This window comes from Pantoea sp. Tr-811 (assembly GCF_011752535.1).
GTDB lineage: Bacteria > Pseudomonadota > Gammaproteobacteria > Pseudomonadales > Pseudomonadaceae > Aquipseudomonas.
This window is the reverse complement of record NZ_VWXJ01000006.1, coordinates 157460-171251: the sequence shown is the minus strand read 5'-3', so window position 1 is coordinate 171251 and position 13792 is coordinate 157460. Positions and strand designations below refer to the sequence as shown.

Below are 13792 nucleotides of genomic sequence, written 5' to 3'. Positions count from 1 at the left end.
GTGCCACAATTCCCTGTATACCTTCAACCCACCGACATGCGCGCCGTCAGGTTCTGCTGCATGTAGTCCAGGAAACGCCGCTGGAACAGCATGGTGTGCTCATGGGCCGCCGCTTCCGCTGCATCCGGGTCCCGCGCCGCGATCGCTTCGATGATTTCATCATGGTCGCGCCCCAGGCGGTGGGCGCTGGCAGAGCTGACCACGTGATCGAAATGCAGGTGCAGCAACCGTTGCCCCTCACCCAGCAAACGCTCGTAGTAGGTGATGAAGTAGGGGTTGCGCCCGGCATGGGCAATGGCCATGTGGAAGGCCTTGTTGCGCTCGGACATGGCCTGGAAGTCGCCGGTGGTCACGGCGTTCAGGTAGGCCGTGTCGGCATCGCGAATCGCCTGCAGGTCTTCAGCCCGATGCTGGGTGGCCGCCAGGCGCGTCACGGCGCGCTGGATCAGGTCAAGCGCCGACACGTAGTTGGGAAATTCCTCGATCTCGAAAGGCGTCACCAGCGTGGTGCGGTTCGGCAGGATGACCACCAGGCCTTCGGTAATCAGCCGGGCCAGGGCATCGCGCACAGGCGAGCGGGACAGCCCGAACTGGGCCGCCAGGGATACCTCATCCAGCTGGACCCCGGGCTTGAGTTTCAGGGTGAGGATCTGCTTGCGCAGCTCTTCATAGATGTAGCGCCCGCTGTGCCGACGAGGGCCGCTTTCGGTGTCGTTATCTTTTGCCATCATCAGGTCTCGGTTGGTCTGGGCCGTATCATACAGGCCAGGCCTGGTGAACATTCAGTCTTTGCTGATTGGGTGTGGCTCCAGCATGAGGGAAGGCGTGGCGCCTGGTCAAACGGGCGTCATCCAGGCGCCGGGAGCTTCTGGTTGCAAGGCAGGCAACTGCGCCCGGCATTCGCCGGGCGCAGCGGGGGGCGCGTCAGCGGTTCAGCCCACGCCCCAGGTGTCGCTGAGCATGAAGCCTGCCGCCAGTGGGTCGTGCGGGTCCACGCCCAGTTGCTGCAGGCCGTAAAGCCAGGCGCGCCCGGTCACCCGTGGCAGTACCGCCGGCTTGCCGGCGACCTCGGTGTGGCCCAGCAAGGCCACTTGGAACTGCCCGCCGATGGTCGAACGCGACACCAGCTGGTCACCGGCCTGCACCTTGCCACGTGCGGCCAAGGTGGCCAGGTTGGCCGAGCTGCCAGTGCCGCAGGGGGAGCGATCGACCCGCCCCGGTGGCAGGGTGGTGCAGGTTTGGTAGGTGCGATCGTCCAGACGGTTGCGGAACATCACATACGCCACTTCGTTGACCGAAGGCAGCAGCGGGTGCTGGATGTTCAACTGGCGATTGATCACATCCTTCAATGCAACGCCGGCATCGGCCAGGGCGCGGGCATTTTCCGGGGCGATCGACAGGCCCGTCTGTTCGACGTCAATCAAGGCATAGTAGACGCCGCCAAAGGCTACATCGATGTTGATCGTGCCGAACGCTTCGGTTTCGATGGCCAGGTCCAGGTGCTCGACGAAGGCGGGCACCATGTCCAGCGAAACGCTCAGGCAGCGCCCGTCGGCGCACTGGGCGCGCGCGGTGACCAGGCCGGCCGGAGTGTCCAGCACCACCCTGGTTTCAGGCTCCTGCATCGGCACCATGCCCAACTCCAGCAGCGCGGTGACCACGCAGATGCAGTTGCTGCCGGACATTGGGTGGGCCTTGTCGGCCTGCAGTACGATGAAACCGGCATGGGCTTCAGGGCGGGTTGGCGGCAGCAACAGGTTGACCGACATCTGCAGGCAGCCGCGCGGCTCCAGGGTCACCAGGCGACGCAGGCTGTCGTCGACCTCGTTGATGTAGTTCATCTTGTCGAGCATGGTGGCACCGGGAACGCCAAGAACGCCCCCGGTGATGACCTTGCCGATCTCGCCTTCGCAGTGCACTTCAGCCAGCTGAAGCGTCTGTTTCCAACGCATGGGTATTACCTCACTTGATGTACCAGCCCCAAGGCTGTTCGCTGTCGTAGCGGGTGATCTGCTTGGTTTCCAGGTAGTTGTTCAGGCCCCATTCGCCCAGCTCGCGGCCAATGCCGCTGGTTTTGTAGCCGCCCCACGGCGCTTCGGTGAAGGTTGGCTGGGAGCAGTTGATCCAGACGATACCCGCGCGGAACTTGCGCGCGACGCGCTCGCAGCGTTCCAGGTCCCTGGACATGACCGCTGCGCCCAGGCCGAAGCGCGAGTTGTTGGCGGACTTGATGGCCTCTTCCTCGGTATCGAACGGGCGGATGCACACCACTGGGCCGAAGATTTCCTCGTTCCAGATCCAGCTGTCTTCGGGTACGTCGGCGAACACGGTGGGTTGCAGGTAGAAGCCTTTGTCCAGGTGCGCCGGGCGCTCGCCGCCGCACACCAGCCGTGCGCCGGCTTCCAGGCCACGGGAGATGGCCTGCAGGGTGCCGTCGTACTGGCTGCGGTTGACCAGCGGGCCGAGCAGCACGCCTTCTTCCATGCCGTTGCCGATCTTGATCTTACGGGTTTCCTCGGCCAGGCGCTTGAGCAGCGGCTCATAGGCCGAACGCTCGACCAGCACGCGGGAGGTGGCCGAGCACACTTCACCTTTGTTCCAGAAGATGCCGAACATGATCCACTCGACGGCCTGCTCGATGTCGCTGTCGGCGAAGATCACGAAGGGCGACTTGCCGCCCAGCTCCAGCGTGACGTTCTTGATGTCCTGGGCGGCGGCTTGCATGATGCGGCTGCCCACCGGCACGCTGCCGGTGAAGGCCAGCTTGTCCACGCCAGGGTGCGCGGTCAGCGCTGCGCCGACCTTGGAGCCTGGGCCGGTGACGATGTTCAGCACCCCGGCAGGCAGGCCGGCTTCGTCGGCAATGCGTGCCAGTTCCAGGGCGGTCAGCGAGGTTTGCTCGGCGGGCTTGAGGATGATGCTGCAACCTGCCGCCAATGCCGGGGCGATCTTCCACGAAGCCATCAGCATCGGGAAGTTCCACGGCACGATGGCCCCGGCAACGCCAATCGGCTCCTTGCGGGCGATGGAGCTGAAACGGTCATCGGACAGGGTTACATCCTTCTCGCGATTGCGGTCCAGTTCCTCGGCCAGGTAGGCGTAGTATTCGAAGCAGCCAGCGGTATCACCGATGTCCCACATGGCTTCCGGGAACGGCTTGCCATTGTCGCGCACTTCAATCTCAGCCAGTTCTTCCTGGCGGGCACGGATGCCGTCGGCAATCTTGCGCAGGTAGGCGCCACGTTCAGCGCCACTCAGGCGTGGCCAAGGGCCCTCGTCGAAGGCGGCGCGGGCCGCTTTGACTGCTACGTCGACGTCTTCGGCGCAACCTGATGCCACTGTGGCAATCAGGCGCTCGTCGCTGGGGTCGAAGGACTCGAAGCTGCCGCCATTGATCGGGCTGACCCATTGGCCGTTGATATAGAACTGGTCGTAGCGGTTCATGCTGTACCTCCAATAAGGGCGAAGCGACGGGCGCTGAATGCGGTCAGGCTTTGTGCGGGTGCGCGCTGTGCGACCAGGTCAGTCACCAGGCGGCCGGTGGTGGCGCCCAGGGTCAAGCCGAGCTGGCCGTGGCCGAAGGCCATGATTACGTTGTTCAGGCGGGGCGAGCGGTCGATGACCGGCTTGGTGTCCGGCAGGAACGGCCGGTAACCGACGCCGAACGTCATCCCCTGGGTGTTGAGTTGGGGCAGCACGCGGCGGGCCTTTTCCATGATGATTTCGGCGCGCTTGAAATTCGGCTCGGCGCCCGGGGCGGCGAACTCGATGGTGCCGCCGATCTGCAGGCCGCGGGTCATCGGGGCGAAGCAGAAGCCGCCGTCGGCGTAGATCACCGAATGGCGGATTTCCACGCCGGGCTGTGGCAATACCGCCTGGTAGCCGGCAATGCCCGCCAGCGGGATGCTCACCCCGAGGCTGTCGAAGAACGAACGTGCACCGGTGCCTGCAGCGACTACCACGTGGTCGGCTGGCAGCCGGGTGCCGTCGGCCAGGGTTACACCGCTGGCACGGTCATGGTTCTCGTCGATCTTCACGGCGCTTTGGCGCAGGCGAGTGCCGCCTAGGTGGACGAAGCTCTCGGTGAGCGCCGCGATAAAGCCTTCGGTGTCGCTGACGGCGCGCCAGTCAGGGAACATCAGGCCATGCTGGAATTTGCCGGCCAGTGCGGGTTCGAGGTCGCCAATGGCGGCGCCGTCGAGTTCTTCGGACTTGAAGCCCAGCTGCTTGCGCAGTTCCAGGTGCGGGCGCTCGTGGGCCAGCCCTGCTGGCGAGTCGAACACTTCGAGGATAGGGCGGTCGCCCAACAAGGTTTTGTCCGGGCAGGCATCCAGCAGCGGGGCGTAGTCGGTGTAGACGTGTTGGGTCAGGCGGGCCATGTCCTCGGCGATCTCATGGATCTTCGACGAACGTGCGCAGGCCAGAAAGCGCAGGAACCACGGCAGGATGCCTGGCAGCGCGCTCGGGCGCAGGGCCAGGGGGCCTTTCTGGTCCAGCAACCAGCCTGGGATCTTCATCAGAATGCCGGGCTTGGACAGCGGGATGACTTCACTGACCGCCATCTGGCCGCAACTCCACTTGGCGGTACTGTCGCCCGGTGCGGCGGGGTCGATCAGCGTGACCTTGTGGCCTTCGCGCTGCAGGTACAGCGCGCAGCACACACCGACGATACCGCCGCCGATGACTACGGCGTTCTGCGATGACGATTGTGGGGTGTTCATGGGTCTATCTCGTATCGATAAAGGTGCGAGGGGGCCGCCTGGCGGCCCCGTGGAGCATTACTGCTGGGTTGCTTCGAACGCCTTGCGGAACTCGGTTTTTTCTTCATCGGTCAGTGGCAGCAGCGGGGCGCGGGCATTGCCGACCTTGAAGCCGGCCAGCTCGGCGCCGTACTTGACCTTTTGCACGAACTTGCCGCTTTCCAGGTTGGCCATGGCCGGGAACAGGCTGCGCATGATCTGCTGGGCGCCACGGATGTCGCCGCTGGTGAAGGCCTTGTGGAAGGCCACGACCTTCTCCGGGAAGATGTTGGCCGGGCCGCAGATCCAGCTGTCGGCGCCCCACAGGTAGAAGTCCAGGGCCTGGTCGTCGGAACCGCAGGACAGCTGGATGCCTTTGTATTTTTCACCGATTTCGATGGCGCGCAACAGGTTGCCGCTGCTTTCCTTGATGCCGATCACCCGTGGGTGCTGGTGCAGAGCGGCGATCACATCCATGCCCACTTCGACGTTGGTACGGATAGGGTAGTTGTAGAGCACCACGTTGATTTCGGGGAAGGTTTCGAGAATGGTGTTGTAGTGGGCCAGCAACTCTTCCTGGGACGGCAGGGCGTAGTAAGGCGGGGCGATCAGCAGGTTGGTGTAGCCGGCATCGACGGTTTGCTTGATTTGCTCCAGCACTTCGCGGGTGCACGAGCCGTTGGCGCCGGCGATCAGGGTGCCGCGATCGCCCACCACTTCTTTCACGGTGGCGAGGATCTGGCGGCGTTCGTCGTTGGCCAGGGCGTAGTACTCACCGGTGGAACCCAGGGGTACGAAGCCGCTTACACCGGCTTTGAGTTGATGCTCCAGGATCGCGGCCAGGGTGTCGTGGTCGACCTTGCCAGCGGCGTCGAATGGGGTAACCAGAGCAGGCAGGATGCCGTTCAGTTTCATGATGATTCTCCGAGTGGTTTTTTCAGTGATTAAGACCGGTCAGGTCGTTTCAATAGGCGTAGCGGCGCAGCAAGCGCCCTTCGACCACACCGACCAAGCGGGTCAGTGGGAAGGCCACGAGGAAATAAATCACCGCGACTGCCGAGAGGAACTCGACCGGGCGCGCGGTGCTGTTGGAAATGTTTTGTCCGACAAACATCAGGTCGGCGACACCGACTGAAGAGATCAGCGCGCTCTCTTTGAACAAACTGACTATGTTCGACAGCAGCGGTGGTACAGCACGCAGAAGGGCCTGGGGGAAGATCACGTAGAGCACCTTGACCTTCGACGTCAGGCCCAGCGCCGTGCACGCATCGTGCTGTTCACTGGCAATCGATTTCAGCGCGCCGCGGAAGGTTTCGCTGGTGATCGCGCCCATGAACAGGGTCAGGGCGATCAACACCGACACATAAGGTGGGATGTCCAGCCCGAACACCACCGGGAAGCAGAAGAACACCCAGAAAAGCTGAATCAGCAGCGGCGTGCCGCGGAAAAACTCTACGTAGAGGGTCAGCGGCAGGCGCAGCAGCGGGGTCTTCACTTGGCGCAGCATGCTGACCACGAAGCCCAGCAGGCTGCCCAGCAGGGCACAGGCGCCGGTGAACGCCAAGGTCAGCAGCAGGCCTTTGAGCAGCACTGGCCAGTACGCCAGAACAACCGAGAAATCGAGTGGCATGGTGGGCTCCTCAGCGCTGGCCGGCCAATTCCTGGCGCCGCTCGAACCACTGCACCAGCTGCGCAACCGGCAGCGACAGGGCGAAGTAGACCAGGGCGATCAGGGTGTAGGTTTCAAGGGGGCGGTAGGCTTCGGTGGCCAGGCTTTTGCCGACGTACATCAGGTCGGCCACCGCCACGATGGCCACCAGCGCGCTCTGTTGCAGGGTGCCGATGCCGTTGGTAATCAGCACGGGCAGGGCACTGCGCAGCGATTGCGGCAAAATCACGTACAGCGTGCGCTGCCAGCTTTTCAGGCCCAGGGCGATCGAGGCATCCAGGTGCTCGCGCGGAACCGCCTGAACACCGGCTCGGTAGGCCTCGGCGTTGAACGCCGTCAGGTTCAGCCCCAAGGCCAGGAAGCCCATGGCGATGGGGTCGATGAACACGTCGAACAGCATCGGCACGCAATAGAAGAACCAGATGATTTGCAGCAGCGCCGGGGTGCAGCGGAAGAACTCGATGAACAGCTGCGCCGGCCAGCGCACGAAGAACCAGCGGTTCAAGGTCATCAGGCACAGCACAAAGCCGCAGACCAGGCCGATCAGGTTCGCGACCAGCGCCAGCTCAAGGGTGACCTTCAGCCCGTCGAGCAGCGCCGGCAGGGTGCCGCTTAGAAAGTGGAAGTCGAATTGGTACGTCATGGCCAAGCCCTCAATCGAACTGCACGACCTTTTCGAGAAACTCGCGGGTGCGGGCTTCGCGAGGCTGGGTGAAGAGCTGTTCGGGTGGGCCTTGCTCGACCACCTTGCCGTTGGCGCAGAACACCACGCGGGTGGCGATATGGCGGGCGAAGTGCATGTCGTGGGTGACGATGATCATGGCCATCTTCTGCTCGGCCAACTGCAGCATCACGTTCTGCACCTCGATGACCATTTCCGGGTCCAGTGCCGAGGTCACTTCGTCGAACAGCATCAGGCGTGGCTCCAGCATCAGCGCCCGGGCAATCGCCACGCGCTGCTTCTGGCCACCGGAGAGTTGGCTGGGGTAAGCGTTGAGCTTGCTTTCCAGGCCCAGGCGGGCGAGGTAGGCCCGGGCTTTTTCGGTGGCCTGGGCCTTGCTCAGGCCGTGCACCTTGACCGGTGCCAGGATCAGGTTGCCGAGCACCGACAGGTGGGGAAACAGGGTGTAGTGCTGGAACACCATGCCGATCTGCTTGTGCAGGTGTTCATCCAGGGGCTTGCCTTGCTTGCGCGCCCCGTCGATGTACGCCTTGCCCTGGAACTGGATGCTGCCGCCCTGGATGCCCTCAAGGCCCATCAGCACGCGCAGCAGTGAACTCTTGCCGCTGCCGGACGGGCCGATGATCACCAGGCGGTCGTCGGCGCACATGTCCAGGCTCATGCCGTCCATCACCACCAGCTGTTCCGAGTAAGCCTTGCGCACGTTTTGAAGCTGGATGAAGCCGCCGCCCTGGCCAATGTTCGGGATGAGCGAAGCCTGTGGCTGGGAAGCCACCCGTTGGGGAGTCGTCATAGCAGTTCTCTCCGCGAGGGCGCCCTGGCTGGGGCCCTCGCCGCGTCAAGGAATTACGGGGCCTTGTTGCCCGCAAGGATCTGGGCGGAGGCTTTGTCCACCAACTTGTCGATCTCACCGCTTTCGCGTTGCTGCGTCAGGTAGGCGTCGAGTTCGGCCATGTCGTCGGCGGGCGTTTGCAGGGGCAGGGCGAAGGACACGCCTTGTTTGGCCAGGGCCGGCACCGGCAGCACCTCGTTGGCCCAGGCATTGGCCATGGCGAACAGGTGGTTGGTGTCGTTGGCGTCGGCGAGGATGTCGGCGCGTTTGGACATCAGCGCCATGCGCGTTTCATCCGAGCCTGGCAGGCGCATGAGGGTGGCGTTCTTCACCGCTGCGGTCACCGCCTTGTCGGCGGCCGTGCCGGAGATCACGGCGATGGTCACGCCGGGCTTGTCGTAGTCACCCAGGTTGTTGCCGGCAGCGCTGAACTTGGGGTTCTTGCGGTTGACCAGCAACGAGATCTGGTAGTCGGTGGCGGGGACCGAGAAGGCCACTGCCTTGGCCCGCTCCGGGGTGTTGTTCAGCGCCATTGCCATGTCCCATTTACCGCTCTGCAGCCCGGCTACCTGGTTGTCCCAACTGGTGTCGACGAACTGTGCCTTGACCTTCAGCACGTGCTCGGCGAAGTCGCGGCACAGGTCGACGAAGAACCCGCTGTACTGGCCACTGGCGGGGTCGCGCATCACGTAGGGCGCCGCGACCGCTGCGCCGCAGCGCAGCACGCCAGCCTGCTGCACAGCCTGCCAGTGGGCGGTGTCGGCCTGGGCGAGCGGCTGCATGAGCCAGAGCGCCGCGCCAAGGCCGGCGAGGCGGCCGATATTGCGTGAAGTAAGCCGTGCCATTTCCAAATCTCTCCGGTGAGTTGTTCTTGTAGACAGAAGAGCAAGCGAAAAACGAACGCTGTGTTTTTTATGAGTGCTGCATTGTGTGCAGAGATGCATTCAGGCTATTTCGATTTCCCGCCAGCTGTCAACACGGCCTCAATAATTTTTTGAAGCAAAAACGCCCTCGATCACATTGCCGGTGATCGAGGGCGTTGGCGGGGGTGTGGTGGGGAAATGGGGCTACGCGGCGGTGCCGGTCAACTGCAACGCCTCGATGAAGCGTTCGAGAATCAGGTTCTGCCGGCGGCCCTTGCGGGTGGCGACAGCCAGCTTCGAGTCGAAATACAGGCGGCTGGGGTCCAGGGGTGCCATCAAGCCCTTATCGACCCAGGTGGCGGCGTAATGGTCGGGCAAGAAGCCGATGTAACTGCCGGTGAGAATCAGAAACGCAATGCCTTCGCGGTCGGTGGCGGAGGCGGCGAAGTTCAGCAACTGGTGCAGGCCAATCGCTTCGGCGGTCATGCGGTACACGGGGATGACCGCGTCCGCCTGGGCCAGTTGCGCGTCGGTGACCGTAGCGGCGCTGGCGAAAAGCGGGTGGTCGTGGCTGCAGTAGAGGTTGGAGCGTTCCTCGTACAGCAGGCTGTAGTCCAGGCCTGACAGGGGCGTGATCAACGGCACGGCGCCGACGTGCAGGCGGCCGTCGAGCAGGCCGCGCTCGATCTCGCCGGGGGTGCTCATGCTGAGGTTGATACGCACGCCGCTGCCCTCGGCGCGCACCGCCTTGAGCGCGTGGGTGATGCGCATTTTCGGCTGGGTGACCAGGTTGTTGACGATGGCCACGTTGAGGTCGCCGCGCAGTTGCTGGTGCATCTGGTTCACTTCACTGCGAAAGCCTTCGATGGCCACCAGCACGGTTTCGCTGGCGCGCAGCACTTCGCGGCCCTCATCGGTCAGGGCAAAGCCGGCCCGGCCCCGTTGGCACAGGCGCATGCCCAAGCGCTTTTCCAGGTCGCCCATGTGCAGGCTGATGGCCGAGCGGGTAATGCCAAGCACACTCTCGGCCCCGGAAAAACTGCCGCATTCGGCCACGGTCTTGAAGACGCGCAGCAGCCTCAGGTCGAAATCACTGACTTGGTGCAAGGGCATTTTTTTTATCATGCGTGAGTAATCCGATAACTTAGCTAAAGAAAATTCAGATTTAACGCACATTATGGATGGGTTCAAGCTAGCCAGGCAGCGTCAGATTTCACGAGCACCTTGTAGGAGCGGGCTCGCCCCGCGAACACCGGCGAAGCCGGTGCCCTATACCGCGGTGCCTGCTTCGCGGGTCAAGCCCGCTCCTACAGGAATATGGGTTGATCAGATATCTACGGTTCGTTCCATGGCGCGAGCGCGGCGCGCTTACCACAACGCCGGCGATGCAGAGGCCAGGGTGCGGCGGAACACTTCGATGGCGTGGTCGATTTCCGCCTCGTTGGTGAAGCGCCCGATGCTCACCCGTACGCTCTTGCGCGCTTGCTGATCATCCAGGCCCAGGGCCAGCAGCACGTGGGAGGCTGCATTGCTTGCCGAATTGCACGCCGAGGTGGTGGACAGCGCCAACTCACTGGCCAGTGCCGCGCTGTTGAACCCGGGCGTGTCGACCCGCAGGTTCAAGGTGTGGGGAATGCGTTGCTCGGCGCAACCATTGAGGCTCACCCCAGGCAGTGCCAGCAACCCGTTGCGCAGCCGTTCGGCAAGCTGCTGCAGGCGCTGGTGTTCGTGGTCGCCGGGTTCGCCGGCCAAGGCAAAGGCACTGCCCATGCCGACGATCTGATGGCTGGGCAAGGTGCCCGAGCGCAGCCCACGCTCATGGCCGCCACCGTGAATCTGCGCACGCATCAGTGCCCGGGCGCGTGGGCCTACGTACAAGGCGCCGATCCCCTTGGGGCCATACACCTTGTGCGCCGAGAACGACATCAGGTCCACTGCCAGGGCGCGCAGGTCAATGGCCAGCTTGCCCACTGCCTGGGCGGCATCCACGTGCAGCAGGGCGCCATGGGCACGCACCCGTTCGCCAATGGCGGCGAAGTCGGTGACCGTGCCCAGCTCGTTGTTGACTGCCATCAGCGATACCAGGCGGGTGTCGACGCGCAGGGCGGCTTGCACGGCATAGGGCTGGATCAGGCCCGCGGCATCCGGCGCCAGCCGGGTGATGGCCCAGCCTTGGCGCTCCAGTTCGTTGACGGTGTCGAGCACGGCCTTGTGCTCCAGCTGGCTGGTAATCAGGTGGCCCGGTTGGCCGAAGCCCTGGGCGATGCCCTTGAGGGCGAGGTTGTTGGATTCGGTGGCGCCCGAGGTCCAGACGATGTCATCGGCGCTTGCACCCACGCGGTCGGCAACTTGCTGGCGGGCCAGCTCGACCACTTCGCGCGCGGCCTGGCCATAGGCATGGCCACTGGAGGCGGGGTTGCCGAAATTCACCTGGCGGCCAAGGCAGGTGAGCATCGTTTCGATCACCCGGTCATCGACCGGGGTGGTGGCGGCGTAGTCGAAGTAGAGCGGGGCGCTAGGCATGCGGCAAGTCCGTGCAGTGTTGCCGTGGAATCGGCAATCATTGCACCCAGCCTACCCGTTCAGGCGAAAATGGATTTTCCTTTTATGCTGTAGTCAGCGGCCTTTTCGAGAATATTTTTCTATAAGGTTAGGTTGTCAGGGAATAGAAATCTTCGCCCGGACGGGTCAAGCGGGCTCCAGTGCCCGTTCCTCTTCGGCAACCACCCGTTGGCACAGCTCGATGATCTGCTCGCGCATCCAGCGGTTGGCCGGGTCTTGGTCCGTGCTCTCATGCCAGTAGAGGTGGGTTTCCAATGGCGGTACATCCACCGGCAGGGGCTGGAAACGCAATTGGTGGCGGCGGGCAAAGCGCTCGGGCACGGTCATCGCCATGTCGGTCTGCTGCAGCACCTGCGAAGCCATCAGGTAGTGCTGGGAGCGCAAGGCAACCTTGCGCTGCACGCCCATCTTGCCCAGCGCCAGGTCGACATAGCCCAGGCCATTGCGGCGGCTGGAAATATGGATGTGGGTCATGCCCAGGTAGTTGTCGAGGGTCAGCTTGGTATCGGCCAGGGGGTGGCCCTGGCGCAGGGCGCAGACGTAGCGGTCCTGCATCAGCTTCACGTGGCGAACCTGCGGGTCGGTGTTCAGCGGGGCGTCGACGGCGAAGTCCAGGCGCCCGGCGGCAAGTTCCTTGGTGGTTTCGCGGCGCTTGCACAGAAAGCTCTCGATCAGCACGGCCGGGGCCAGGCGGCGCAGGCGCTGGAACAGGGGCGGAAGGATCACCGCCTCGGTGAGGTCGGTCATGCTGATGCGGAAGGTTTTGTTCGCCTGTTGCGGGTTGAAGATGCGGCTTTCCTGCACCGAGGTACGCAGCAGGGCCAGGGCGTTGCGTACCGGGCCGATGATGTTCTGCGCCATGGGCGTGGGCACCATGCCTTGGGCAGTGCGCACGAACAGCGGGTCGTTGAAGGTTTCGCGCAGGCGCGACAGGGCATTGGAGACGGCCGGCTGGGTGATGCCGACGATCTGCCCGGCGCGGGTCAGGTTGGCTTCGGTGTAGATCGCGTCAAACACGATGAACAGGTTGAGGTCGACCTTGCTGAGGTTCATGGGCGCCGCTCTTTGTTGGAGTTATGGGCCGATCATATATCGGTTATGAATGTTTATACACGCGGAAAATAGACTAGGTAGATCGGGGTGGGCTGCTCTAGGCTCTGCCCATCTATTCCGAACCATGAAGGTAGCCCCAATGGATTTCGCCTATTCACCCAAGGTCCAGGCGCTGCGCGAGCGCGTCACCGCGTTCATGGACGCCCACGTCTACCCCGCCGAGCCGGTGTTCGAACGCCAGGTGGCCGAGGGCGACCGCTGGCAGCCCACCGCGATCATGGAAGAACTCAAGGCCAAGGCCCGCGCCGAAGGCCTGTGGAACCTGTTTCTGCCCGAGTCGGAATACGGCGCTGGCCTGAACAACATGGAGTACGCGCCGCTGGCCGAGATCATGGGCCGTTCGCTGCTGGGGCCGGAACCGTTCAACTGCTCGGCGCCGGACACCGGCAACATGGAGGTGCTGGTGCGCTACGGTAGCGAGGCGCAGAAGCGCCAGTGGCTGGAGCCGCTGCTGCGTGGCGAAATCCGTTCGGCGTTCGCCATGACCGAGCCGGACGTGGCCTCTTCGGACGCCACCAACATGGCGGCCACCGCCATGCGCGACGGCGACCAGTGGGTGATCAACGGCCGCAAGTGGTGGACCTCCGGCGCCTGCGACCCGCGCTGCAAGGTGATGATCTTCATGGGCCTGTCCAACCCCGATGCGCCGCGCCACCAGCAGCATTCGATGGTGCTGGTGCCCACCGATGCACCCGGTGTGAAGATCGTTCGCCCATTGCCCGTGTTCGGCTATGACGATGCTCCCCACGGCCATGCCGAAGTGCTGTTCGAGAACGTGCGGGTGCCCTATGAGAATGTGTTGCTCGGCGAGGGCCGTGGCTTCGAGATTGCCCAGGGGCGCCTGGGGCCTGGCCGTATTCACCATTGCATGCGCTCGGTCGGCATGGCCGAGCGGGCGCTGGAATTGATGTGCAGGCGCTCAGTAGCGCGCACCGCCTTTGGCCGGCCCCTGGCGCGGCTGGGCGGCAACGTTGACAAGATTGCCGACTCGCGCATGGAAATCGACATGGCGCGCCTGCTGACCTTGAAAGCGGCCTACATGATGGACACGGTGGGTAACAAGGTGGCGCGCAGCGAGATTGCGCAGATCAAGGTGGTGGCGCCGAACGTGGCGTTGAAGGTGATCGACCGGGCGATCCAGATTCATGGTGGGGCAGGGGTCAGTGGCGATTTCCCGCTGGCCTACATGTACGCCATGCAGCGAACCCTGCGCCTGGCCGATGGGCCGGACGAGGTACACCGGGCGGCGATTGGCAAGTACGAGATTGGCAAGTATGTGCCGGCGGAAATGTTGCGCAGCGGGCGGTGATTTAATTAACCCTGTGCTGGCCT

13 protein-coding genes are annotated in these 13792 nt (G+C 63.7%); 1 reads left to right on the top strand and 12 read right to left on the bottom strand.

Translation table 11 applies throughout. The features are described 5' to 3' along the window. Positions 1–23: 23 nt before the first annotated feature. The 12 genes from F3J44_RS11610 to F3J44_RS11555 form a co-directional block, all read right to left on the bottom strand. Positions 24–731 (bottom strand): GntR family transcriptional regulator, encoded by a 708-nt coding sequence (locus tag F3J44_RS11610; protein ID WP_167065165.1) that lies wholly within the window; start codon positions 729–731, stop codon positions 24–26. Positions 732–932: 201 nt separating this feature from the next. Beyond that, positions 933–1952 (bottom strand): proline racemase family protein, encoded by a 1020-nt coding sequence (locus tag F3J44_RS11605; RefSeq protein ID WP_167272449.1) that lies wholly within the window; start codon positions 1950–1952, stop codon positions 933–935. A 10-nt stretch (positions 1953–1962) separates the two neighbouring features. After that, complete coding sequence (locus F3J44_RS11600; RefSeq protein WP_167272446.1) at positions 1963–3444, bottom strand: aldehyde dehydrogenase family protein; 1482 nt, start codon at positions 3442–3444, stop codon at positions 1963–1965. Next, positions 3441–4721, bottom strand: a complete 1281-nt coding sequence (locus F3J44_RS11595; protein ID WP_167272444.1) for an FAD-binding oxidoreductase — start codon at positions 4719–4721, stop codon at positions 3441–3443. The genes F3J44_RS11600 and F3J44_RS11595 overlap by 4 nt, the downstream gene beginning before the upstream one ends. Positions 4722–4778: 57 nt before the next feature. Continuing rightward, positions 4779–5654 carry a dihydrodipicolinate synthase family protein gene (locus tag F3J44_RS11590; protein WP_167065153.1) on the bottom strand — a complete coding sequence of 292 codons (876 nt, stop codon included), beginning with the start codon at positions 5652–5654 and terminating at the stop codon, positions 4779–4781. A 49-nt stretch (positions 5655–5703) separates the two neighbouring features. Then, positions 5704–6369, bottom strand: coding sequence for an amino acid ABC transporter permease (locus tag F3J44_RS11585; protein WP_167272441.1), 666 nt, complete (start codon positions 6367–6369; stop codon positions 5704–5706). 10 nt (positions 6370–6379) lie between these two features. Next, positions 6380–7051 carry an amino acid ABC transporter permease gene (locus tag F3J44_RS11580; protein ID WP_167272439.1) on the bottom strand — a complete coding sequence of 224 codons (672 nt, stop codon included), beginning with the start codon at positions 7049–7051 and terminating at the stop codon, positions 6380–6382. A gap of 10 nt (positions 7052–7061) precedes the next feature. Further along, the gene (locus F3J44_RS11575; RefSeq protein ID WP_240158339.1) at positions 7062–7760 is read right to left on the bottom strand and encodes an amino acid ABC transporter ATP-binding protein; all 699 of its coding nucleotides are present in this window, start codon (positions 7758–7760) and stop codon (positions 7062–7064) included. A 176-nt stretch (positions 7761–7936) separates the two neighbouring features. Next, complete coding sequence (locus tag F3J44_RS11570) at positions 7937–8767, bottom strand: transporter substrate-binding domain-containing protein (RefSeq protein WP_167272433.1); 831 nt, start codon at positions 8765–8767, stop codon at positions 7937–7939. Positions 8768–8989: 222 nt separating this feature from the next. Beyond that, positions 8990–9898 (bottom strand): LysR family transcriptional regulator, encoded by a 909-nt coding sequence (locus F3J44_RS11565; protein WP_240158328.1) that lies wholly within the window; start codon positions 9896–9898, stop codon positions 8990–8992. A 255-nt stretch (positions 9899–10153) separates the two neighbouring features. After that, complete coding sequence (locus F3J44_RS11560) at positions 10154–11308, bottom strand: cysteine desulfurase family protein (protein ID WP_167272431.1); 1155 nt, start codon at positions 11306–11308, stop codon at positions 10154–10156. Between the two features lie 165 nt (positions 11309–11473). Then, positions 11474–12400, bottom strand: coding sequence for a LysR family transcriptional regulator (locus tag F3J44_RS11555; RefSeq protein WP_167272429.1), 927 nt, complete (start codon positions 12398–12400; stop codon positions 11474–11476). Positions 12401–12539: 139 nt separating this feature from the next. Between F3J44_RS11555 and F3J44_RS11550 the strand changes: the two genes are divergently transcribed. After that, the gene (locus F3J44_RS11550; RefSeq protein WP_167065129.1) at positions 12540–13769 is read left to right on the top strand and encodes an acyl-CoA dehydrogenase; all 1230 of its coding nucleotides are present in this window, start codon (positions 12540–12542) and stop codon (positions 13767–13769) included. Positions 13770–13792 lie beyond the last annotated feature (23 nt).